The sequence below is a fragment of the Marinobacter sp. G5_S1_61_S3 genome (assembly GCF_054968585.1).
Window position 1 is genome coordinate 110,429 of the sequence record NZ_JBQKUK010000001.1, and the last position, 24,197, is coordinate 134,625.

19 protein-coding genes are annotated in these 24,197 nt (G+C 56.1%); 7 read left to right on the forward strand and 12 right to left on the reverse strand.

Going from position 1 to position 24,197, the window contains the following annotated elements; all coding sequences use genetic code 11:
* Nucleotide 1 precedes the first annotated feature (1 nt).
* Entirely contained in the window at nucleotides 2–1,096 is a 1,095-nt protein-coding gene (locus tag ACTRWH_RS00475) for an efflux RND transporter periplasmic adaptor subunit (RefSeq protein WP_036211731.1), read from the reverse strand.
* Between the two features lie 59 nt (nucleotides 1,097–1,155).
* Nucleotides 1,156–1,716 (reverse strand): DUF3833 domain-containing protein, encoded by a 561-nt coding sequence (locus tag ACTRWH_RS00480; RefSeq protein WP_051947096.1) that lies wholly within the window; start codon nucleotides 1,714–1,716, stop codon nucleotides 1,156–1,158.
* Nucleotides 1,717–1,935: 219 nt separating this feature from the next.
* On the opposite strand from ACTRWH_RS00480, the gene ACTRWH_RS00485 reads away from it, so the two are divergent.
* Nucleotides 1,936–3,756: an acyl-CoA dehydrogenase C-terminal domain-containing protein gene (locus tag ACTRWH_RS00485; protein WP_462825755.1), complete on the forward strand. Its 1,821-nt coding sequence runs from the start codon at nucleotides 1,936–1,938 to the stop codon at nucleotides 3,754–3,756.
* A gap of 25 nt (nucleotides 3,757–3,781) precedes the next feature.
* On the opposite strand, the gene ACTRWH_RS00490 is transcribed toward ACTRWH_RS00485, so the two are convergent.
* The 8 genes from ACTRWH_RS00490 to rpmH form a co-directional block, all read right to left on the reverse strand.
* Nucleotides 3,782–4,531: a substrate-binding periplasmic protein gene (locus ACTRWH_RS00490; protein ID WP_036211737.1), complete on the reverse strand. Its 750-nt coding sequence runs from the start codon at nucleotides 4,529–4,531 to the stop codon at nucleotides 3,782–3,784.
* Nucleotides 4,532–4,673: 142 nt separating this feature from the next.
* Entirely contained in the window at nucleotides 4,674–7,043 is a 2,370-nt protein-coding gene (locus tag ACTRWH_RS00495) for a bifunctional diguanylate cyclase/phosphodiesterase (protein ID WP_379866138.1), read from the reverse strand.
* Nucleotides 7,044–7,066: 23 nt separating this feature from the next.
* Entirely contained in the window at nucleotides 7,067–7,840 is a 774-nt protein-coding gene (locus ACTRWH_RS00500) for a tetratricopeptide repeat protein (RefSeq protein ID WP_379866140.1), read from the reverse strand.
* 157 nt (nucleotides 7,841–7,997) lie between these two features.
* On the reverse strand, nucleotides 7,998–9,368 hold the full coding sequence (mnmE, locus tag ACTRWH_RS00505) for a tRNA uridine-5-carboxymethylaminomethyl(34) synthesis GTPase MnmE (protein ID WP_199480521.1): 1,371 nt from the start codon (nucleotides 9,366–9,368) through the stop codon (nucleotides 7,998–8,000).
* A gap of 90 nt (nucleotides 9,369–9,458) precedes the next feature.
* Nucleotides 9,459–11,171: a membrane protein insertase YidC gene (gene yidC, locus ACTRWH_RS00510; RefSeq protein ID WP_091643224.1), complete on the reverse strand. Its 1,713-nt coding sequence runs from the start codon at nucleotides 11,169–11,171 to the stop codon at nucleotides 9,459–9,461.
* 4 nt (nucleotides 11,172–11,175) lie between these two features.
* Nucleotides 11,176–11,469, reverse strand: a complete 294-nt coding sequence (gene yidD / locus ACTRWH_RS00515; RefSeq protein ID WP_036211745.1) for a membrane protein insertion efficiency factor YidD — start codon at nucleotides 11,467–11,469, stop codon at nucleotides 11,176–11,178.
* On the reverse strand, nucleotides 11,469–11,876 hold the full coding sequence (gene rnpA / locus ACTRWH_RS00520) for a ribonuclease P protein component (RefSeq protein ID WP_036211748.1): 408 nt from the start codon (nucleotides 11,874–11,876) through the stop codon (nucleotides 11,469–11,471). The genes yidD and rnpA overlap by 1 nt, the downstream gene beginning before the upstream one ends.
* Before the next feature lie 14 nt (nucleotides 11,877–11,890).
* On the reverse strand, nucleotides 11,891–12,025 hold the full coding sequence (rpmH, locus tag ACTRWH_RS00525; RefSeq protein WP_008172542.1) for a 50S ribosomal protein L34: 135 nt from the start codon (nucleotides 12,023–12,025) through the stop codon (nucleotides 11,891–11,893).
* Between the two features lie 643 nt (nucleotides 12,026–12,668).
* Between rpmH and dnaA the strand changes: the two genes are divergently transcribed.
* From dnaA to gyrB, 5 genes are all read left to right on the forward strand, one after another.
* Nucleotides 12,669–14,120: a chromosomal replication initiator protein DnaA gene (gene dnaA, locus ACTRWH_RS00530; RefSeq protein ID WP_036211752.1), complete on the forward strand. Its 1,452-nt coding sequence runs from the start codon at nucleotides 12,669–12,671 to the stop codon at nucleotides 14,118–14,120.
* 56 nt (nucleotides 14,121–14,176) lie between these two features.
* The gene (gene dnaN / locus ACTRWH_RS00535; protein ID WP_036211756.1) at nucleotides 14,177–15,280 is read left to right on the forward strand and encodes a DNA polymerase III subunit beta; all 1,104 of its coding nucleotides are present in this window, start codon (nucleotides 14,177–14,179) and stop codon (nucleotides 15,278–15,280) included.
* Nucleotides 15,281–15,337: 57 nt separating this feature from the next.
* The gene (locus ACTRWH_RS00540) at nucleotides 15,338–16,609 is read left to right on the forward strand and encodes an ABC1 kinase family protein (protein ID WP_036211759.1); all 1,272 of its coding nucleotides are present in this window, start codon (nucleotides 15,338–15,340) and stop codon (nucleotides 16,607–16,609) included.
* Nucleotides 16,610–16,712: 103 nt separating this feature from the next.
* Nucleotides 16,713–17,849, forward strand: coding sequence for a DNA replication/repair protein RecF (gene recF / locus ACTRWH_RS00545; RefSeq protein ID WP_136633761.1), 1,137 nt, complete (start codon nucleotides 16,713–16,715; stop codon nucleotides 17,847–17,849).
* A 72-nt stretch (nucleotides 17,850–17,921) separates the two neighbouring features.
* Nucleotides 17,922–20,336: a DNA topoisomerase (ATP-hydrolyzing) subunit B gene (gene gyrB / locus ACTRWH_RS00550; protein ID WP_036211765.1), complete on the forward strand. Its 2,415-nt coding sequence runs from the start codon at nucleotides 17,922–17,924 to the stop codon at nucleotides 20,334–20,336.
* Between the two features lie 118 nt (nucleotides 20,337–20,454).
* Here the strand turns inward: gyrB and ACTRWH_RS00555 are convergent, their stop codons facing one another.
* Entirely contained in the window at nucleotides 20,455–21,219 is a 765-nt protein-coding gene (locus ACTRWH_RS00555; RefSeq protein ID WP_075196403.1) for a VC0807 family protein, read from the reverse strand.
* Nucleotides 21,220–21,382: 163 nt separating this feature from the next.
* Nucleotides 21,383–23,098 carry a carbohydrate-binding module family 20 domain-containing protein gene (locus ACTRWH_RS00560; protein WP_051947098.1) on the reverse strand — a complete coding sequence of 572 codons (1,716 nt, stop codon included), beginning with the start codon at nucleotides 23,096–23,098 and terminating at the stop codon, nucleotides 21,383–21,385.
* 264 nt (nucleotides 23,099–23,362) lie between these two features.
* Here ACTRWH_RS00560 and ACTRWH_RS00565 point away from each other — a divergent pair, with 264 nt between their 5' ends.
* Nucleotides 23,363–24,103, forward strand: a complete 741-nt coding sequence (locus ACTRWH_RS00565; RefSeq protein ID WP_136633221.1) for a ParA family protein — start codon at nucleotides 23,363–23,365, stop codon at nucleotides 24,101–24,103.
* The last annotated feature ends 94 nt before the right edge of the window (nucleotides 24,104–24,197 follow it).

The following is a 24,197-nucleotide window of genomic DNA, read 5'->3' on the forward strand; positions in this document are numbered from 1 at the left end:
TTCAGGACTCCAGGGAGTTGGCAAAGCGGTTGTCGGGAATCACGTTTTCCCCTTCCACCACACTGATCCTGTCGCCACTGCTCAATCTGTCCTGGCCGGTTACAATCACCTGCTCGTCCAGCGACAGTCCGTCAACGATTTCCACCAAGCCAGGCATCCGGGACCCCAGGGTCACCGAAACCCGTCGGGCGATACCGTCTTCGGCCACGAACACATACTTCTCGTCACCGCGAATCATTACTGCCTGCTCGGGAATGACCAGAGATTCTCGTTCGCGGAGTGTCAGCGTGGCCGACATGAACTGCCCAGGCCGAAGCTTGCCATCGGGATTGTCGATCAGCGCCCTGACAGGCAGTGTTCGGCTCAGTTCATCAATTCGCGTGCCCAACTCCACCAATTCACCGCCAAAGGTTTCCCCGGTATAGGCCGGCGACGTGCCCCGCACGGTCTGGCCAATGTGAATCTGGCCGAGGAAGCGCTCGGGGATTGCGAAGCCCAATTCCATCTTGGTGGTGGAATCCAGGGTGGCTACCGACGTGCCTGCACCGAGATAAGTTCCCAGGCTGATATCGGAAAGGCCAATAACCCCGGCAAACGGCGCTTCAATACGGTGGTTGTCGAGCCGGGTGCGGGCGGCCTCGCGCTGAGCTTCCGCCACATCGACAGCGGTGCGCAATTCATCCACCTGGGACTGGGATATGCTGTTGTTGGCCTGGAGTTTCCGGGCGCGATCAAACTGGCGACGGGCGTCGGAGAGGGTGGCTTCCGCCACCTGCAGATCGGCGCTGGCCTGACGATCATCGAGCCGCAGCAACAGGTCACCGGACTGGACCCGCTTTCCCGCATCGAGGTTCATTTCAACGACACGACCGCTGACTTCGGTGGTCAGTTCCACCTGATCCCGGGCCTGAAGGCTACCTACCGCCCTGACGGTGTCACTGACCAGCTCCATTTCGGGGGTGACCGTATTCACCTTGCTGGCAGGGCGTTCCCGCTGGGCGTCCGCCGCCTGCTCCCCGGTCAGATGCTGCCAGGAGAATGCCCCCCCGGCGGCCAAAGCCACGAGTATCAGAGCGATCAACCATTGCTTAACCATAATTGCATTATCCGTCTGCTTGATTGTGCCCCAACAACCGGCTGAAGGTTCGACATGGGCTATCGTTTGCTGATCACCAGCACGATCTCCCCGACTTCTATCCCCCATTTCGTCATGGTGGTCTGGTTAATCAGGGTGTCCGGTGTAATCAGGTACATCCAGTCATCCATGCGGACATCAATGGTGCCGTCGCCATAGGACACCCGCAGAACATAATTCATATTAATGGCATTGCCTTGCCAACGCATGGTGCCCGGCTCCACCACATCACCGGCATCGGCGTGCAATGCGCCGTTGTCGGGTGTCAGCGTCCATACCCGGGTCTGGACTTCGCCGTCGTCGAAGCGGAACTCCTCATTCAGAGTGCCAATGCCGTTGCTGTCCCAACTGGCGGAAATGTCCGCATCGAAAGTGCGAATCACTTCGCCCGAGAAATTCTTGACCACACCCCGGGCAGAAAGTTCGCCGGTAAAAAATTCCTGGGGCGTCAACACCGGCCCGCGGTCACTGTAATCCTCAAGCGACGGCCCGGCACAGCCCGCAAGCAACACTGTCGCCAACAATAACCAGAGACAGCGGGGCAGACCAGTGATCCTGTTGGTCCCAATCGATATTTGCATGATATTTACACTCCCCTGGCGATTCAGAACGGATGATCGGTCCTTCAAATACGCCTATAGCGTTGTTATCGATCATTAGGCAACGTCGACATCTATGCTCGCGTCATTTCAGCCAATTGTCCTTTCTGACATGGGGCATGGCGGTTTCCGTCAATGGCAGGTCGCCGGCAATGCCGTAAAACATCGGGCAATGGAAACAGAACCACAGAGGTATTTGCTATGCCGGTGTACAAGGCACCCCTACGCGACATGAAGTTCCTGCTCAACGAGGTTTTCGACTACCCGGGGCACTACACACGATTGAAAACCGGTGAGAACGCCACTCCTGATATCGTCGATGCGATACTCAACGAATGCGGCAAATTCTGCGAAGAGGTATTGAGCCCGCTCTACCAGAGCGGCGACGAGGAAGGCTGCAAACTGGATAACGGCGAAGTCATCACCCCCAAAGGCTATCGTGAAGCCTATCAACAGTACGCGCAGGGCGGATGGCAGGGCCTGTCTGCACCGGAGGAGTACGGCGGGCAGGGGCTGCCGGCCTCCATGGGCCTGTTCAAACAGGAGATGATGGGTACTGCCAACTGGTCCTTCTCCATGTACCCGGGCCTGTCGATGGGCGCCATTAATACCATTTTTCTTCACGGTAGCGAAAACCAGAAACAAACCTACCTGGTGCCGCTGACCGAAGGCCGCTGGGGTGGCACCATGTGCCTGACCGAACCCCAGTGCGGGACCGATCTGGGACAGGTGAAAACCAAAGCGGTCCCTCAGGAAGACGGCAGCTTCAAGCTCTCCGGTACCAAGATCTTCATTTCCTCCGGTGACCATGACCTGACCGAGAACATCGTTCACATTGTGCTCGCCCGTTTGCCGGATGCCCCGAAAGGCACCCGGGGCATCAGTCTGTTCATCGTGCCCAAGTTCCTGCCCGACGGGAACGGTGGCGTTGGCGGAGCCAATGGCGTGACCTGTGGCAGCCTGGAAAAGAAAATGGGGATCAAGGCCTCAGCCACCTGCGTGATGAACTTCGACGATGCCACCGGTTTCCTGATCGGCCCGGAGAACGAAGGGTTGAACTGCATGTTCACCTTCATGAACACCGCGCGGATCGGCACTGCCATCCAGGGTGTCGGCCCGGCGGAACTGTCCTACCAGTGGGCGCTGGATTACGCCAGGGAACGCCGCTCCATGCGCGCCCTGTCGGGTAAGAAAGAACCCGACCAGGTGGCTGACAGCCTGATTCACCATGCCGATGTCCGCCGCATGTTGCTGACTCAGAAAGCCATCGCCGAGGGCGGGCGTGCCATGCTGTACTACGCCGCACGGCTGGCCGACCACATGGTGGAAGGCCACACCGCTGGTGATGAGAAGAAAGCGGATGCTTACGATGACAGGCTGGGCTTTCTGACCCCCATTCTGAAAGGCTTCCTGACCGAGCTGGGCAACGAAGCCGCCAACCTGGGGGTACAGGTGTTCGGCGGCCACGGCTATATCCGCGAGCACGGCATGGAGCAAATTGTCCGCGACACCCGCATTGCCACGCTCTATGAAGGGACCACCGGTATCCAGGCATTGGACCTGCTGGGCCGCAAGGTACTGCTGATGACTCAGGGCGGGGCGGTCAGGGAGTTCACCCTCAAGGTCGCCAATTTTGCCCGCAAGACCCTGACCGACAAACGGGTACGGCCTTTCTCCGTGGAGTTGCTCAAGCTTACCGCACAGTGGAACGTGCTCACGGTGCGGCTGATGCTGGCCGCCCGCAAGGACCGCGATGTGGTGAGTTCCGCTGCCAACGACTTCCTGATGTACAGCGGTTACGTGACCATGGCCTACATGTGGGCAAGGATGGCGGCGGTCGCTTCAGAGAAACTGGACAAGAGTGGTGACGACTCGGAAGACTTCTACCGTGCCAAGCTGGCCACGGCAGAGTTCTACTATGAACGCCTGCTGCCCCGGGCGCAGGCTCACGCCACCGGCATGTTGAGCCCGACAAGAAGCCTGATGCAACTGGCGCCCGAGCACATGGCCTTCACCGACTGAAGCGAGTACGGCCTGTAGTACGAACTTACAGGCCGTACTTGGTTTCGATGGCCTCAAACATGCCGGTTTCATGAACCTTTCGAAGCCCGGCGTTAAGCTTTTCGACCGTGGCGTCCGGCGTATCCAGGTTGATCGCCAGGAAAAGCTCGGTGTCGTTAAACGAGTAGACCGGATCCAGCCCCTCAACGTTCTGCTGGGACGCAAAATAAGGGCCGGCCAGGCGGTCTGCGATCCACAGGTCAATCTGGCCGAGCTCCAGGCGTTTCGGGTTGAGGTCATCGCTGTCCAGAGTGGACACCTCGTAGCCGCGCTCGAGCAGGTATTCGGTCATTACGTCATTGCGATAACCGCCAAAACGCAGCCCCCTGGCGTCCTCAAGGTTATCAATCTGCAGGTTTGTACCCGCCGGCGCGAAAATGGTCCAAAGGTTCCGGGTCAGCGGGCCAACCCATTTGAAACGCGGCGCGCGGGACTCCGTGTAGGTGGTGCAGAAAATGCCGTGGTTACGCTTGCTGAGTGCCCGGTTGTAACCGTAATCCCAATTGCGCAGCTTGATCACGTAATCCAGATCGGTGTTGTTCAGGATGGCCTTGACCATTTCCGTGCACAGACCATCAATGTTGGTGCCGTTATGCTCGAACGCCCGGCCGGTAGCGCTCATGTTGTACGGGGGGAAGTTTTCGGTATACAGATACAGCTTGTCTGAAGCCTGGGCGCTGGAAACACCCGTCATCAAGACGAGGGCAGCGAGTAAGAACACTGGCAGGTTCCGCACGGTTTATCTCCTTGATATGCGTGGTCGCCATGAGCTGATGTCACGGTCTGTCATTCTCTGTGTCGCCGGAGTCTACCCCAGGTTTTCACGGTATTTGACAATAAAAATGTGTGTTTTCGTAATGGAATGAACCGGCATCTGCCTAGTCAGCAGACCCGGGGGCCGGCACCGGCATGCTGACGTACTCGCCCTGTGAAAAGTCGATCCCTAACTCCCTTACCTTTGCCTGAACCGGCTCGTTGTGGACAAATTCCGCCACCGTTTGAATGTCCAGACTGCGGGCGAACTGGACGATGCCACTGGTCACCAGGAACGCGGTTTGATCTTCATGGAGGTTGCGAATCAGACTGCCATCAATCTTGATGAAATCCACGTTCAGGCTCAGCAGGTGGGAAAAATTGGAGTAGCCAGTGCCGAAATCGTCGATGGCAATACGGCAACCATAGGGTTTGACCTGTTCGATGAACGTGCGGATGTCGTCGTAGTTGGTAATACCATCCGATTCCAGGATCTCGAAGATAACGCGATCACCAATGCCTGAGGTTTCGATAGCGGAGAGGATTTGGGCGACGGTCTCCGGCTCGGTAATGTCACCGTAGGAGAGGTTGATCGAAAACTCGTCGTCGCGCCCGGTAAAACAGGCAAAACATTTCTCGATCATCAGTTCGGTGATTCGTCGGTTCAGCCGAAGTTTATTGGCGATGTCCATAAAGCGGCCAGCACTGATCACGCTGCCATCCGGCTCCACCATCCTCACCAGGCACTCGTACTTGGAGATACGGCCGCTCTGGTTATCCTGGATAGGCTGAAACCACGGCACCAGGCGATCATGGTCAATGGCTTCTTTCAGGCGATTGGCCCAGTACAGATTGTTTTCGTAGTTTTCCTCAACCCCTACGGCCGGGTCATACAACAGATGATGGCGTCCTGTTTCCCGGGCCTGTAATACCGCCACTTTTGCCTGGCTGACCAACTGATCGGCGGCATCTTCCGGCTTCCGGCTATTGCGAAGCGCGATACCGATACTGACATCCACCGTCAGGCGCTGTTCCTGCCAATACACCCGGTCGCCAGTAACCAGATGCCGGACCTGGACAGCAAGCTGGTGAGCCACTTCCGGCGCCATTGCCGGTGCCAGGACAGCAAATTCGTCACCGGGAAGACGGTATACCCGAAAAATTTCGCGGTTATGATCGCGGCTGAACGCGGTCAATCGTGTGGCAACCGCCAAAAGCACATGGTCGCCACAGACATTACCGAACAAGCTGTTGATCTGGTTGAAGCGGTCCAGATTGATGATCAGCAACGCGGCTGCCTGGCGGTTCTGGAGATCCCGCAACAAACGGACACGGTTCGGGAGACCGGTAAGGTCGTCGGTATAGGACGCCTGCAATTCACGAATCAGCTGGATAATCCGGTACAACAGATACAGGCTCAGGATCAGCATCGCCGAGACGGTACCGACCAGAATCCGGTAATTGGTGCGCTCCATCGGCAGCAGCACGGCATTGATCTCATTTCGCGGAACGCCGGCCCCGTACACCATGCCCCCAGCGGTGGCGGCATAGTAAAGCTCATAGTCTTCATTGCCCGCTGAGAGGCCTCGAGTGGTCAGTTCCCCGACCTCGCCCAAGGACCGTGCTGAGTCAACATCAGCACCAAGATCCAGCGCCAGGATGGCATCAATCAGGGCCTGCTCCCTGCGGGTGTCTTTCCCCTGACTGAGGCTCGATAGATTGCGATTGTTGCGGTCATTCAGGAACGCGAAACTGTGTTGGGTGACGGTGATGCGACTGACAACATCAATGATCTGGTCAGCGCCCCAAGCAGTTGTAGCCATGCCCAACAGGTTGCCGTCACGATCGTACATAGGACTGGCGAGCGTCAGCACCGCGCGTTCAGTATTGAGATCGAAATACACCGGCGACCAGTACACGTGTCCGGAATTGTCGGAATCGGCCGTCCACTCCTGTTCCAATGTGCGACCGAACCAGGGAGCGTTGCGATAGTGGTCAAAACGGGATTCAGTATCCAGCCTTGTCAGTGTGTTGTCGTCGCTACCCTGCAAAAAGTAGGGCATATAGCTGGTGCCTGTTTCTGACAACACGCCCGGCTCAAACCAGAGCCCGGCACCCGCCGCTCCCTCGAAATCCTGCAAATGGGCGTTCAAGGTGTGCTCCAGGCTCCCACGCACTATAGACAGAGCACGACCGGACATCCCACTCTCGACCATCTCGTGGAAACTCTCACCAACGTTGGCGAGGGTAATGGTGTAGCTTGCCAAAGCGGATTGACGGGCATTGATGCGCGACAGTCCTGCACCCACCACCTCATTGATCTGTTGCCTCCGAAGCTCGGAGAGGGCATCCCGTGAGTAACTGAGATTCAGGCTGGATAACAGAAGCATTCCGACAACAAACACCAGCAATAACAAACCCAGCATCCACATGATGGATTGGCGTGAGGACGGGGTTTTCCGACGAGTCAGGCGGCTGGGAAGTATCCCCGGCATTACGGATATCCTCGGGCAGTGAGTCAGGTGTCTCCGGCAGGGAGGTCTTCCAGATGCCGGTCCAGCGCTGCCTGTGCTTGCTTGTGGCCCCGCTTGGCAGCCTCAGTGTACCAATAAACGGCCTGATCCATATCCTGCCCGACACCACGTCCGGTGGCGTACATCTGGCCCAACAGAAACGCGGCTTCACCAGAGGCAGGCGCCGCCTTTTCGGCCCATACCCGTGCACTGGCGTAGTCTTCAAAGGCATGGAAAATAATGGCCATATTGGACTGCGCGCGCACGTCGCCGTTGTCAGCCGGACCCTGGCAGGCCTCTCTGGCTTCACTGTAATTGCGAATGGCCATCAACAGGTAGCAGTCACTCAGGGCCTGGTCGGAAACGCCGCTTTCATCGGCAACGTCTACCGTGGCTGGCTCCGGCTCAGCACGAGGTTCGGGTTCCGGTGTCGACGGCTGCCGCTTCACCCGCTCCGCAAAGGCGGCAACCTGGTCCGGGCATGAGTAACGGTAGCCGGCTTGATAGCGCTGAAGCATCGCGTTAGTAGCCGGCTCATTGGCGTACTCTTCTGCAATGGCTTCACAACGCAGATCCCTTTCCCGTTCCACGTTATGTAGTACGGAAGCGCGGGATGGATCGTCGCGGTGCTCCGCAAGGTATTCCGTCAGCGGGTCGATGTACGGCTGGTCAAACAACGCCCGCTGTTCCCGTTGGTAGGAATTCGGCGTTTGCGGGTTAACGATCTTCTTCATCACCTGCCCGGTTCGTTGCAGCAAATCCGACGACGCCTTGGACAAGCGATCACCGTCGACGCTTGCGCATCCGCTTAGAAAGAGCAAAATCAGAAGACAGGAATACGGACGATACATCTACACTCACTAGCCGTTTTCAGCAGTCGATGAAGCGACTAGTTTTACACGGAAGAAGGCAGGTTCAAACCGTTTCTTTTGAGGCTTATTTGCCGATGCAAAAACTGCTGAAGATTTTCCCCAGTAAGTCATCAGGTGTCATTACACCAGTGATTTCCCCCAAAGAATCCTGGGCAGCACGAAGGTCCTCTGCCAACAGTTCACCGGCTCCATAGCCCTGTAACTGGTCCTCGCCCTGCAGCAGGGAAACGCGGGCCCGCTCAAGGGCATCCAGGTGACGACGCCGGGCGATAAAGCCGCCTTCGGTGGTACTGGCAAATCCCATGCACTGCTTCAGATGATCGCGCAGCACTTCCAGACCGTCCGCTGACTTTGCCGCAATGCGCACCACCGGCGCGGCACTGGCGTCCAGTTGCTCGATGCCCGCTGGTTCGCCAGTCAGGTCCACCTTGTTGCGGATGACGGTCAGGGGCGCGCCGGGTGGTAACTGGTCGATAAAGTCTGGCCACAGTTGATGGGGTTCGGTTTCCGGTGTGGTGGTGGCATCTACCATCAATAATATACGGTCGGCCTGACGAATCTCGTCCCAGGCCCTGGCAATCCCGATCTGTTCCACTTCGTCGGGGCTGTCCCGCAGGCCGGCGGTATCGATGATGTGCAGGGGCATGCCATCAATGTGGATGTGTTCGCGCAACACATCCCGGGTGGTGCCTTCAACTGCGGTCACAATGGCCGCCTCCCGTCCCGCCAGGGCATTGAGCAGACTGGACTTGCCAGCATTGGGACGCCCGGCAATCACCACCTTCATACCATCTCTTAGAATGGTGCCTTGCTGGGCTTCCTCAAGGATAACATCCAGGTCCTGGATAATGAGCTGCAGGTCGTTCGCCACTTTGCCGTCAGCCAGGAAATCGATTTCCTCTTCCGGGAAATCGATCGCAGCCTCGACATATATCCGTAGGTGGGTAACAGCCTCAACCAGGGCGTCAATTCTGCGGGAGAATACGCCTTGCAGGGAACGCACCGCACAGCGCGCTGCCTGCTCCGAACTGCTTTCAATCAGGTCGGCGATAGCCTCGGCCTGGGTCAGGTCCAGTTTGTCGTTCAGGAAAGCCCGTTCTGAAAATTCTCCGGGCCGGGCCAGGCGAGCCCCAAGTTCGCACACCGTTCTCAACAGCAGGTCCAGAATAACGGTGCCACCGTGGCCCTGGAGCTCAAACACATCCTCGCCGGTAAACGAATGGGGATTGGGAAAATACAGCCCGATACCTTCGTCGATCAGTTCCCCCCGAGTGTCCAGGAACGGCCCATAGTGTGCGTAACGCGGCCTGGGCTCGAACCCCAGCATCTGGCACGCAATGGCCGTTGCCTGCGGGCCAGATACCCGAACAATACCCACCCCGGACTGGCCCGGGGCCGTGGCAATTGCTGCAATGGTATCGGTGGCATAAAACATCGTTACTTTCCCCTTGCCCCTTGGGCCCCCTGAAATAACAGAGGCTCCCAAAAGGAGCCTCCGCAATCACTGGAACCGTTGGATGACCGGTCAGCTCTTCTTGGCCGCAACTTCTGCTTCAATCTTGCGGGTAATGTACCACTGCTGGCTGATGGACAGGATGTTGTTGACCAACCAGTACAGAACCAGACCTGCCGGGAACCAGAGGAAGAACACGGTAAAGATCAGCGGCATCAGCTTCATGATCTTCGCCTGCATCGGGTCCGGTGGTGTCGGGTTCAGACTCATCTGCAACATCATGCTGGCACCCATCAGGATAGGCAGGATGAAATAGGGGTCCATGACCGACAGATCCTGGATCCACAGCATGAAGGGAGCATGTCTCAACTGGACACTTTCAAACAGCACCCAGTACAGGGATATAAAGACCGGCATCTGTACCAGTATCGGCAGGCAGCCACCCAACGGGTTTATCTTCTCCCGTTTGTACAACGCCATCATTTCCTGGGACATGCGCTGGCGATCGTCGCCATACAGTTCTTTCAACCGTGTCAGCTGGGGAGCTACCGCTCGCATTCTTGCCATGGACCGGTAACTGGTCGCCGACAGTTTGAAGAACACCGCCTTGACCAGCACTGTCAGCAGGATGATAGCCACACCCCAGTTGCCAACCAGCCCGTGGAACCAGTCGAGAATAATGAACAATGGCAGGGCAATGAAGAACAGGAAGCCGAAATCAACCGTCCGGTCGAGGTTCGGGGCAACGTTCTCAAGGCGCTCAATGATCTTGGGACCGACATAGGCCTTGGCGGACACTTCGCTGGTTTGACCCGGCTCCACGACGGTCGCGGGATACACAAAGCCCATGACATAGAGCGGGCCACGACGAGTGGACTGGAACTGGGCCGGCTGATCACGTTCGGGCACCCAGGCCGCCAGGAAGTAATGCTGGAGGAAGGCCAACCAGCCATTGGTCACTGATTGGTTGATCGGGTTCTCGGAGAGATCGTCAAAATCGAACTTCTCGTAAGGATCTTCTGGCGAACTGACCACCATGCCCAGGAAAGCACGTATGCCCAGGCTGTTCTGTGCGGTTGGGTCCGGTGCCTGATCACGGACAATCTTGCCCGTCATGTTTGCCTGCCAGACGCTATCGGACTGGTTGTTGATCTGATAACGAACATCAATCTCATAGCTGTCACGGCTAAACAGATACTGTTTGGTGACTTCGACATTGTTGTCCGTGGTGAAGGTGAGATCGACCGTCAGTGTATTCTCGCCTTCCTGCAGTTCGTATTCTGACGCAGACGCGTTGTAAACCGGAGCACTGCCATTGCGTTTGCTGTCGATGCCATCGCGGCCAATCAGCCCGCTTTCCATGATGTAGGTGCGCTTGCTGGTATTGGTCAACACCCTCAGTGATTCTTCACTGTCCAGGGACCGGTCGTGCTGGAGTAGGGAACTCTCAATCAGATTACCGCCTACACGGTCGATCTTGAGCTCGTAGACATCGGTACGCACGGTGATGAGTTGATCACTGGCAGAAACGGAGGATGTCTCCGAGGCCGAGATTGTCTGGCCGTCGCCTTCCGGAGTGGTGAATTCTTCGCTTGAGGTATCCGGGCCACTGGCGCTCTCGCTCGGGAGAGTCATGTCATCCGTCGATGCAGGCTGGGTACTGGTACTGGCCTGTTCCGTAGCGGGTTGGGTCTGCGGCTGGTTATAGTCTTCATTCCAGGCAAGCACCATCATGTAACTGACAATGGCAAGGCCGGCAAATAATACAATGCGTTGAATATCCATAAACTTACTGTTTGGTCTGGTTAGCGTTATGGGTTTGGCTGGCCGGCCCGCAGCAGATGGAAGGTACTACCTCAGTGCGAACGTCAGTGCCCGGAACGGGATCATACCCGCCTTTTGCCCATGGATGACACCTCATTAGACGTTTGACCGAAAGAAAAAGGCCTCTAATGGCGCCGTGGGCGGTGATGGCTTCGACAGCGTATTGGGAACAAGTGGGGTAGTGACGGCAATGACTGGCCATCATCGGGCTGATCGCGTACTGGTAGACTCGGATGGGCAGGAGCAGCAGTTTGCGCATTAACCCGTTCCTTTGCCGGTACCGGAAAGTTCCGATGTGGTTGGTTTCTGGAGCTGGCGGTTTTTCTTCCTGAGGCGTGCCCAGAGCTCCGTCAGGGTAGCATTGAGCGCGGCATTATCAAGCTCCGTCAATCCTCGCCGTCCAAGAACCACGATGTCCAGGGCAGGGTATTCCCGTTCGTGCCTGAAGGTTTCCCGAACCCGGCGTTTAACGCGGTTTCGTTGTACAGCCAGTTTGAGATTCTTCTTTGAAAACACCAACCCAATCCTGGCGTGCCCCAGAGTATTGGGTGTGGCCAGGATCAGGAAATGTCGGTGCGGAACCCTTAGCTGTACGTCATCGAAGACTTTGCCGTAATCGGATGGCTTGAGCAGCCGGGACGATTTTGGAAAGGTCAAAGCCTTCATCAGGCGGTCAATGTCTATGCAGACAGACGGGCACGGCCCTTGGCGCGACGACGGGAAATTACCTTACGGCCGTTGGCGGTTGCCATGCGGGCACGGAAACCGTGAACGCGCTTACGCTTCAGTACGCTTGGTTGAAACGTTCTTTTCATGGTGTCGGTCTCACATTACAGATGTTGGAAATTCAATCGTTGGCTGGAAAATGAACAGCCAAAACAGGAGCGGCATTCTATGCAATGTGGCGGTGGAATTCAATGGTTATTCGAGACCAGTGTCGGGTTATTTCCATCTCCGCTGATTCACGGTTCAGGTAATAAATTCATTAGGTCTTTTTGTATTCTCTTTAAGGATTATTATTACTGTTATTAGGCAGGCCTTTTTCTGTGGAAAACCGATGGAATTGATTTGGAAACAGTGGATTGGATGGTTCATAAAGTGGTTGAGAAGTGGGGATGAGGCCTGTGTATATCCGAGGCAGGAAATGTGGGTAAGTTGGAGGTTTGCTCAGATCGCGATTTATCCACCGAACATCGGGGTGTCGTCCACAGGGTTGAGAGCGCTTTGTACACACAGGTCTGTGGGTAACTTTTTCTGCACGATATTTCTGTACACAAGCCTGTAGGTAAGTCTGTAAAAAATTGAAATAAAAGAAAATAAATTTCCACAGGCTGTTTATTAAATGCGTTTGGCTCTTTCACTCGGGAGGCCCTCAGGTTAGAATCCTTGGTCATCTCTTTCGTCGGGTCATGGAGATCCGTGACGAGAAATTTCTGAGGCATCGGAGGCAAGACTGTCGTGCCGAACAACATATGGCATCAGTGTCTGGAAGTACTCCGGGACGAGTTTCCCGCCCAGCAATTCAACACCTGGCTTAGACCCTTGCAGTCGGATCACCGCGAGGGTCAGTTGATGCTGTTCGCACCCAATCGGTTCGTCATGGACTGGGTGAACGAAAAATACCTCAGAAGAATTGAAGAAGTCCTGAAGGATCTGCACGGTGGCCAGGCACCTCGGATTGATATGAAGGTGGGTTCCGCGCCACGGTCATCTGACCTGGTGGTCCGTTCCGAGAACGCGGTCAGTGGTGTGGCCGCCGAACAGGAGGAAGCGGGTAGCCGGGTAACGGAAGAAGAGAAAGGCGTTGCGGCCACAGTGACCACGCCTTCGGTGAAGGCCAAGAGCACCAGCGAACGACGTTCGGTTCAGGTTGAGGGTGACATCAAGCACCAGAGTTTCCTGAACGAAGGCTTTACCTTTGACACGTTTGTGGAGGGTAAATCGAACCAGTTGGCCCGGGCGGCCTCGATGCAGGTGGCGGAGAACCCTGGTGGAGCTTATAACCCACTGTTTTTGTATGGTGGTGTGGGTCTGGGTAAGACCCACCTGATGCATGCCATTGGTAATGACATTGTACGGCGCAACCCGAGAGCCAAGGTGGCCTATCTTCGCTCCGAGCGTTTTGTGGCGGATATGGTGAAGGCACTTCAGTTAAACGCCATCAATGAGTTCAAGCGCTATTACCGCTCTGTGGACGCATTGTTGATAGACGATATTCAGTTTTTCGCCCGCAAGGAGCGCTCTCAGGAAGAATTCTTCCACACTTTCAATGCGTTACTGGAAGGCGGACAGCAGGTTATTGTGACCTGTGACCGCTTTCCGAAAGAAATTGTGGATATGGAAGAGCGCCTTAAATCCCGTTTCGGCTGGGGCCTGACCGTGATGGTAGAGCCACCGGAGCTGGAGACCAGGGTCGCCATCCTGATGAAAAAGGCGGAGCAGGTGAACGTCAAACTCAGCAGCGAGGCGGCGTTTTTTATCGCGCAAAAAATTCGATCGAACGTTCGTGAACTAGAAGGGGCGCTGCGCCTAGTGATAGCGAATGCTCACTTCACTGGTTCGGAGATCACCCCGCCGTTTATCCGGGAAAGCCTCAAGGATCTGTTGGCGCTGCATGAAAAGCAGGTCAGCATCGATAATATCCAGCGCACGGTGGCGGAGTACTACAAGATCAAGGTGGCCGATTTGTTGTCAAAACGGCGTACCCGCACTGTGACCCGGCCAAGACAGGTTGCCATGTCCCTGGCCAAGGAATTGACCAATCACAGCCTGCCGGAAATTGGCGATGCGTTTGGTGGCCGTGATCACACCACGGTATTGCATGCCTGCAAAAAGATTGTAGAGCTGCAGGAAACGGATCCTGGCATCCGAGAGGATTATCAGAACTTTATGCGGCTACTGACAACCTGACCGGGTTAGCGGCAGCCAATACACATTCACCTTCCAATAAAAGAATGCTGAGTGCCATGAAACTGACGATCAGCCGAGAATCTCTGCTCACCCCCCTTCAGTCCATTGCCGGTGTGGTGGAGCGAAAACAGACAATGCCCGTTCTCTCCAACGTGTTGCTGGTGGCCGAGGATAATACCCTCACGCTGACTGGTACCAATATGGAAGTGGAACTGGTGGGCCGGGTGTCACCGGTGCACGTTGACCAGCCAGGCCGCATTACAGTTCCGGCGCGGAAACTGTCTGATATTTGCCGGGCGTTGGGTGATGAGGCGCCTATCGAGTTGGCGTTGGAGGGCGACCGCCTGCATCTGCGTTGTGGCGCCAGCCACTTTACGCTGTCGACCTTGCCGGCGGAGCATTTTCCCAACGTTGAGGATGATGCGGAAAGTTTCGGCCTGGAACTGCCCCAGAAAGAACTCAGCCGAATGTTCGACGCCACTGCTTTTGCAATGGCTCAACAGGATGTTCGCTATTACCTGAACGGGCTGTTGCTGGAAGTCGACAAGGATCACGTTCGCACCGTGGCTACTGATGGCCATCGCCTGGCCATGGCGCATTTTGATTTGCCCACCGGCTGCCCGGAACCCCGCCAGGTGATCGTGCCGCGTAAGGGTGTGCTGGAACTGGCGCGCTTGCTGGATGATGTGGAAACCCCGGTGACCCTGGTGATCGGAGACAATCATCTGCGCGCGACGGTAGGCTCCTATACCTTTACCTCGAAGTTGATCGAAGGCAAGTTCCCGGACTATAACCGGGTAATTCCCCGCGGTGGGGATAAAGTTGTCCTGGCGGATCGCGCTACCCTCAAGAACACACTCCAGCGCGCCGGCATTCTATCCCATGAAAACATCCGTGGCGTACGCCTGAACCTGGCGCCCAACGAGTTGCAGGTATTTGCCAACAACCCGGATCAGGAACAGGCCGAAGACGCGCTGCCGGTCGAGTATCAGGGCGAATCACTACAGATTGGCTTTAATGTAGGCTACCTGGTAGATGTGATGAACGCGCTGGATGAAGATCAGGTCAAGATAACCCTGGCGAATCCCAATAGCAGTGCGTTGATTGAGGCCGAGAACGACAATCGCTGCCTCTATGTCGTCATGCCGATGCGGCTGTAGGTCCGCCGGATTGGTTGTGGCCGCCAGATATTTACCGGATCAGTAAGGAAGAGAGTCATGGGAACGGTGACGAACAGCCTCAAGGGTGCCTTTCGAATCGGTCAGACCGTATCGGTGTTGGGACGCGCTGGAGTGAATTGGGTGCGGGGAGATCGACCGCCCGCGCCGCGGTTGCTCAGGCAGACGTTTGAATCCCTGGGTGCCACCTACATCAAGCTCGGCCAGTTTATTGCCAGCTCCCCCACGTTTTTCCCCAAGGAATACGTGGAGGAATTCCAATACTGTCTGGACCGTACCCCAAGCCTGCCATTCAGTGTGATCCGGAAAATTATCCGGGACGAACTGGGCCGACCAATCGAAGACGTATACTCTGACATTGACCCGGTGGCTTTGGCGTCGGCATCGATTGCACAGGTTCACGCCGCAAAGCTGGTTACTGGTGAGGATGTGGTGATCAAGGTGCAAAAGCCGGGTGTGGAAAACATTCTGCTGACGGATCTCAATTTCCTGTACCTGTCCGCGAAAATTCTGGAGACCCTGGCGCCCAAACTATCCTGGACTTCGTTGTCCGGAATCGTGGAGGAAATCCAGCGCACCATGCTGGAGGAGTGCGACTTCATCAAGGAAGCGAACAACCTTAAGGTGTTCCGGGAATTTCTCCATAACACCCACAATGAAGATGCTACCGTGCCACGGGTCTACGAAAGCTGCAGTACTCGTCGCATTCTTACCATGGAGCGTTTCCACGGTGTACCTCTGACGGATCTTGAAAGCATCCGGGGTTACGCGCGGGATCCGGAGCGCACGCTGATTACGGCAATGAACACCTGGTTTTCCAGCCTCACCCAGTGTGAGTTTTTCCACGCCGATGTTCATGCGGGCAATCTGATGGTGTTGAAAGACGGCCGGGTTGGTTTTATTGATTTCGGTATTGTCGGTCGCATCCGTCCGGATACCTGGCAGGCCGTCAGCGATTTTATTTCAACGGTCATGGTCGGCAATTTTGAAGGCATGGCCGACGCGATGATTCGTATCGGTATCACCCATCAAAAGGTTCAGGTGGCTGAACTGGCAGCCGACCTGCGGCGCCTTTACCAGCAAATGGACACCATGGTGCCGGATGAAGTGCCGTATCAGGCTGAACAAGCTGAGGATGACGTGAACAACATCCTGATGGATATGGTACGGATTGGTGAGGGCCACGGGCTGCATTTTCCAAGAGAGTTTGCGCTCTTGTTGAAGCAGTTCCTGTATTTCGACCGTTACGTTCACATACTGGCGCCGGAAATGGATGTCTTCATGGACGAGCGGTTGAACATGCTGCATTAATCGCGTTCACCCGCGAGGTTTTGTACACTGGGGCAGCGTTGTCGGTAAGGCACGCTGCCTTTTTTGTCCCCGTCTCCTGCTGGTTAATAACCTATCGTGACCTATGGCGCTTGTTAAACTTCAATCGGAACATTTCCGCAATCTCTCGCCTGCGCCGGTCAGTTTCTCACCTTCCATTAATTTGTTATATGGCGCCAACGGCAGTGGAAAAACCAGCGTTCTGGAAGCCATTGGCTACCTGGGGCTTGGCCGCTCATTCCGGGTAAGTAGACATCAGGCGGTGGTTAGCCACGGCCAACACAAACTGACGGTGTTCGGTGGCCTGGATCAGGGAATGTCGGGAGGGGAACAATCATCAGTTGGAGAGCTTAACCATCGTGTGGGCATCTCCAGGGATGTGACCGCTAAAGAAACCACGCTTAGAGTGGATGGGGAAGCAGTTCGTAACCTGTCTTCGCTTGCCCGGCATCTGCCCGTCTCGGTTATCGATCCGGGGGTGTTTGATATTGTTGCCGGCGGACCCGGAAAACGCCGGCAGTTTCTCGATTGGGCAGTGTTCCACGTGGAACCTTCGTTTGCTTCGTTGTGGCAGCAGTGTCAAAGAGTGACGTCACAGCGGAATCAGATCCTGAGAAATGGTAGGATAGATGACGCTCTGATGAAGGTCTGGGATTCCCAGTACACGGAGTTGGCAGAGCGATTGACGCAAGCCCGGAACGAAACCTTTCGGCTCTTTACCAAGGCTTTTTACAGTTTACTCGGTGAGATAGACGCCCCCTGGGTTGATGGGCTCAAGCTGGACTATTACGTTGGCTGGGACGCCAGCCAACCCCTGGTCGAGGTACTACGTTCCCACCGGGAGCAAGAACAGAAAATGGGCCATACCCTGTACGGTCCCAATCGGGCTGACATCCGCTTGCGATACCAGGGAAGGCCGGTGGCGGAGACCTTCTCCCGGGGCCAGCAAAAGACGTTGGTCATTTTGATGAAGATCGCGCAAGGCATGGTGCTAAGCGATCTTGGAAAGCAGGTTACCTTTTTGCTGGACGATATCAATGCAGAGCTGGATGTCGTCCACAGGGCCATGCTTGCCCAAAAGCTCTACGAATTACGATGTCAGGTGTTTGTGACATCGATAGAGGCGCCCAGGCCGGATGAGTTATGGCGGCACACCATGCCGGAATACAGATTGTTCCACGTGGAACATGGCAAATTGACGAAAGAACAGGAACCCGGATGATCCACTTTCATCGCTCTAAAATAACAGCGGCAATGGCTTCACGCCGGGAAATCACCCTTCAGGAGTACCCTAATGAGTGAATCGAACTACAACTCCTCAAGCATCAAGGTATTGAAAGGACTGGATGCCGTTCGGAAGCGGCCCGGCATGTATATCGGTGACACTGATGATGGCACGGGCCTGCATCACATGGTCTTTGAGTTGGTGGACAACTCCATTGACGAGGCGTTGGCTGGGCACTGTTCTGAAATCGGGGTGATCATCCATCCGGACGAATCGGTCACGGTCAGGGATAACGGCCGTGGTATTCCGGTCGACCTTCACAAGGAAGAAGGTGTCTCCGCTGCGGAAGTTATCATGACGGTTCTCCATGCCGGTGGTAAGTTTGATGACAACAGCTACAAGGTCTCAGGCGGGCTTCACGGTGTTGGGGTGTCGGTGGTAAACGCCCTCTCCTCCTCCCTTACGTTGACCATTCGACGTGATGGCAAGGTTTACGAGCAAACCTACAACAACGGCGTACCAAAAGCGCCGCTCGATGTGGTTGGCGACACCGACGCCAGTGGTACGAAGGTTCACTTCATTCCATCCCCGGATACGTTTACCAGCATTGAATTCCACTGGGATATTTTGGCCAAACGCCTGCGGGAGCTGGCGTTCCTGAACAGCGGTGTGCGTATCCGCCTGCAGGATGAGCGTAGTGGCAAGGAAGAGGTATTCGAATACGAGGGTGGCCTGCGTGCCTTTGTTGAGCACCTGAACTCCAACAAGACACCGATCAACCGCGTGTTTCATTTCATCAAGGAACGTGAAGACGGTATTGCGGTGGAAGTGGCCATGCAGTGGAACGATGCCTTCCAGGAAAATATCTACACGTTTACCAACAACATCCCGCAGCGCGACGGTGGTACCCACCTCGCTGGGTTCCGTGCGGCCCTGACCCGTTCGCTCAACAACTATATTGAGCACGAAGGCCTGGGCAAAAAGGCCAAGGTCAGCACGTCCGGTGATGACGCTCGGGAAGGTCTGACGGCTATTATCAGCGTGAAGGTTCCTGACCCCAAGTTCTCGTCCCAGACCAAGGACAAGCTGGTTTCTTCCGAGGTCAAAACCGCGGTTGAGCAGGAGTTGTATCAATCCTTTGCGGACTTCCTGCAGGAGCAGCCCAACGAGGCCAAGCTGATCGTCAACAAGATGATTGAAGCGGCCCGCGCCCGTGAAGCGGCCCGCAAGGCCCGTGACATGACGCGCCGCAAGGGGGCGCTGGACATTGCCGGTCTGCCGGGCAAGTTGGCGGACTGTCAGGAAAAAGACCCCGCTCTTTCCGAACTGTTCATAGTGGAGGGTGATTCCGCCGGTGGTAGTGCCAAACAGGGGCGCGATCGGAAGACACAGGCCATCCTGCCACTCAAGGGTAAGATCCTGAACGTGGAGAAGGCCCGCTTCGACAAGATGTTGTCCTCGGCGGAAGTGGGTACGCTCATTACTGCGCTGGGCTGCGGCATCGGGCGAGAGGAATTCAATCCGGAAAAACTCCGCTACCACTCCCTGATTATCATGACCGATGCGGACGTGGACGGTTCCCACATCCGTACGCTGCTACTCACCTTCCTGTTCCGTCAGATGCGTGAAATTATTGAGCGTGGCCATGTGTTCATTGCCATGCCACCGCTGTACAAGGTCAAGCGTGGTAAGCAGGAGCAGTACCTGAAAGACGAGAAAGCCAAGGAAGCGTACCTGACACAGACCGCCCTGGAAGGCGCCCAGCTCTATGTCAATCCGGAAGCGCCGGCTATCAAGGATTCCGCTCTGGAAACCATGGTGAAGGACTACCAGGCGGTGATGGCGATGATTGATCGTCTGTCCCGGGCCTACCCGGCCAAGGTACTCCAACAAATGCTGGATAACGTGACCCTGAAGCCGGAACACCTCAAAGAAGAGGCAGAAGTGGCTCGTTGGGTGGCTCGCCTGGGTGACGGCCTTCAGCTGGATACTCGCACCGGCACCAAGTACACCTTCTCGGTGGAAAAGGACACCGAGCGCAATCTCTACCTGCCGAAGGTGGTGATTTATGTGCACGGGATTCCCCATAACCACGTGTTCAGCCATGAGTTCTTCGAGTCGTCCTCTTACGCGGCCATCGCGAGGATGGGTGAGACACTGGACGGCTTGATCGAAGACGGCGCTTATATCCAGCGTGGCGAGCGCAAGCAGGCGGTGCTGTCATTCGAGGGCGCTCTGGAATGGCTGATGAAGGAAGCCCAACGCGGCCTGAACATCCAGCGCTATAAGGGGCTGGGTGAGATGAACCCGGAGCAGTTGTGGGAAACCACCATGGATCCGGAGACTCGTCGCATGATGAAGGTCACCATCGAGGACGCCATTGCGGCGGACCAGATCTTCACCACCCTGATGGGCGATGACGTCGAGCCACGGCGCCTGTTCATCCAGAGTAATGCGCTTGAAGTGACCAACCTGGACGTGTGATCACGGCGGGTTTTTGATCGGACCCGGGTTGTCCGGGGATACGAAAAAGGCGACCTGATGGTCGCCTTTTTTATTTATAATTCAGTTGTTTAGAGGAATTCAGTATTTCTGACTGGCGTCAGCTACCGTTACCTGTGGATGTGTCAGACGACTTGTTGTCGTGCTGGGCCGCAAGGTGCGGCGCCATAACATCCTCAAGGGTGTAGCCGGTGAGCCGGCGAATGGAACGCCAGAGGTAGTAGAAAATGGCGATCATCATGATCATCGAGGGAATAGCGATCATGGGATAACTCACTAGGGTCATCCTGCCCAGTTCTTCATTGAACGCCTGGGTTCCGGACGGGCTGGTGACAATCCACTTGGCCAGCACGAAATTCATGATGGAGGAGAACAGAAAGGTCAGGCTGAAGAAATAGCTGGCCTTGAGCAGGCGGGCCTCGAACTCTTCCTCACTTCCGTTTTCTTTCAGCACCGCCTGAATCTTGTCCACGTTCAGCACGGACGGGTTGTACAGCAGCGTTCTAACCAGCGGATAGCGTGTACGGGTTGAAACGAGCACGGCAATACCGATGACGGCGGGAACAGCCGCTTCCTTGATCGCCAGCCAGCCGGCATCCAGCTCCATCAGGCCGATACCGCCGGTCAAACCGACGCTGACAATGCCGAGCACCGCAATAAAGTTGTACTTGCGATAGCGCACCAACTCGAACAGTCCCCATCCAAGGGGGAACGCAAGCCCGATGACCAGGGCCATGACACTGCCCAAATATTCATCCCCGCTCAACTTCATCAGAATGACGGAGGGAATGATGATACTCACGAGTAGATCAACCCAGGGCCTTGGCTTGTGGGTCGGTGGAGATTGGATTTCCGGGTCGGTCATAAATCAGCCTGATCGTTCGGGGAAGTGATGCCGGTGGAATCCAGCATACCGAAAAAGTCGTCAGGCAGTATACGATGAAACCGTGAGTGTGAGTAACCGAGGTCGGCGGTACCGGCCCGCTAACGCGGGCCGTTTCAGTTGGTGTGGTAGTGGCAGGTGCGCTTCAGAAAGAACCGGAAGTGGAACTGCTGGTGCCCTCACCTGCGGTCTGTACCAGGTTATTATCCCCTGACTGCCACTGCTGCTGGGCGCTGGGATCGGTTTCGCTGCGCTTCAGGCATTTCCACTCGATGGAGGTCTCCGCTGGTAGATTGATCGACCCACTCCAGGTTGGGTAGGCTGTTGGATCCAGTTTTACCGCATCGGCAGGTGACCAGTTACCTAAAGCATTGTTGTTGCCGGTAACGTACACACTTTGCCCCATGGTGGTAGTGCCGTTCTGGCACTGGAAGGTGACGGATGCCGTCCCTGCTGTTGGCGGATTGGGATCGCTTCCGTCACAGGGGGCACCGCTATGAAGTGCCGCTGCCTCCATCGCCGGTACCGTCAGTGCCACCTGGCCATTCTGCACCGTTACGCAGGCACCGTTGCCAGCCACATTGCGATAGTTTCCATCGGCCAGCCCGGTGCTGAAAGTCCGTGACAGTGTGCTGCCTTCACGGTTGATGGCGACGAACCCCTTATTGCCCCGACTAAAGGCAATCTGGTTATTGCCATTGTCCCACCAGCTGTTCACGCCCTGGCCGTCGGTCTCAGCCCGGAAGGCAACCATGTTGGCAATGGAGTCCCAGCGATGTTCGCATACCCAGGCGGACCCGCACTGAGCAGTGCCGTTCTGGTAGACGTTTTGGGCTGGAGGGCCCTGGTCACCGTTGGAAAATGCGTAGCTCGACATTACCTTGGGGTAGCCATAAGGCCAGCCCAGCATGAACACGTTGGCCAGGTTGTAGAGATCACCATCCTTGTAGGTCAACACATTGCTGCCACCGGCACCGTGGCCACGTTGGTTGTCATGGTTGTCGGTGAATACAACGGCATCACCGCCGGACAGGAAGCCCCAGCTCTCACCAAAGGCGTTGAGGTTGGCCAGTTGCTGGTTCTTGAAGACGTTGCCGATGGACGCGCTGTAGCGGAACTCGGTGACGTCTGACGTACCCGTGTACTCAGTGGCACTGACGGCTTCGCCACCCAGGTCGATCACCTCCTGGAATACGTACAGCGGGCCGCCGGCCTGATTGATGACGGCGCCGATATCACCGGGCGACATATGTTTGGCGGCATCCACCCGTATACCCTTCACACCCAGCGACGTGAGCTGATTGAGATAGCCGGCCAGAGTGTCGCGCACGTAGCCGCTTCCGGTATCCAGGTCCGGTAAGCCGACGAGTCGGCAATTGCGAACGCGCCAGGCATCCGAACTGTAATCCGAGCCGTTGATACTGCATTCGGCGTGGAAATCATTGCCACTGTAGATAGGATAGGTCAGGGAATCGCTGCTGTAATAGGACCCGGCGGTGCCGGTTCCCGTACCATTGGCGGTATGGTTGATCACTGCATCCACGTAAACATCCACTCCGGCCGCGTTGCAGCGCGAAACCATGTTAGCGAACTGGTTGGCGTTACCACTGCGGCTCTGGAGCTGGTAGCTGACCGGTTGATAGCGCGTCCACCAGGCGCTGCCCTGAATGTGTTCCTGCGGCGGTGACACCTGAACGGCGCTGTAACCCTTGGGCCCAAGAAACTGTTCACATTCGGTGGCGACATCGCTCCACTTCCATTCGAACAGATGGACAAAGGTACCGGCGTGGGCGGTATTAATGGGCAACGCAAGTGTCAGGCCGAGACTGACACCGGTTACCAGGCGTTGTATGGAGATCATTGTGTGCTCCTGTCTTGTATTTGTTGTGGAGACGATCCAATGGCCACTGCCGGCTGTTGACGGCAGTTGTGGATGTCCATCGTCAACATGAAGTGTTCAATCGTTAGCCAAAACATCCTTTCAGGCAGTTTGCGGGGAGTAGTCAGGGGGAGGAGTTGCAATATTTACGTAGCTTCTGAATACGTGTCACTAAACTGAAACACGCCTGCCAGTGGGATCGGTTAAGCTTGCAGCCGGTGTTTTGACGGGGCTTTAGGAGGAAGCATGAAGATCATTGCGTTTTACAGCCTTAAAGGCGGTGTCGGTAAAACCGCTGCGGCTGTAAACATTGCCTACCTGGCCAGCCAGGCTGGCATTCCCACCCTGCTATGGGATCTCGACCCTCAGGGCGCGGCCAGCTGGTACCTGGCGGGAACCGACGAGATCAAGGGTCGGAAACTGGCTGCACTGATGGATGGCAAGACCCCCATCGGCAAATTCATTCGGGCCAGCGCCTACCCTGACCTCGATTTTATCCCGGCCCATAACAGTTTTCGCAACCTTGATGTCCGGCTGGATAAGGACGACAGCGCCAATACCCTCAAAAACTGGCTGGCGCCGCTATCGGAGGAAACCAGCCTGGTCGTACTGGATTGCCCGCCCTCGATGTCGCGGTTGTCCGAGCAGGTGTTGAAAACCGCCGATGGCGTGTTCGTGCCGGTGGTTCCGACCTGGCTCGCTCTGAATAGCTGGCAACAGCTCCAGTCCTTCGCCAGGGACAAGAAACTCAAACCCGGTCGTCTGCACCCGTTTTTCTCCATCGTCGACCGCCGCAAGAATCTGCATCGCGAGATGGTGATCCATCGCAAACAGCGCCTCGAGAATGGGCTGAACGCGCTGATTCCCAATGCCAGTGTGGTGGAGAAGATGGGTGAGAGTGGCCAGCCGGTGGAACTGATGGATCGGTCATCCGCAGCTGCCGATGCCTATCGGCGCTTGTGGAAGGAAATCAGGAAGTTGATCTAGAACGGATAGAGCCCATAAAAAAAACGCTGGTCAGCTTCACACTGACCAGCGTTCCGGTATACAGCGGCAGGTGTGTTAATGACCCTGCCAGAAG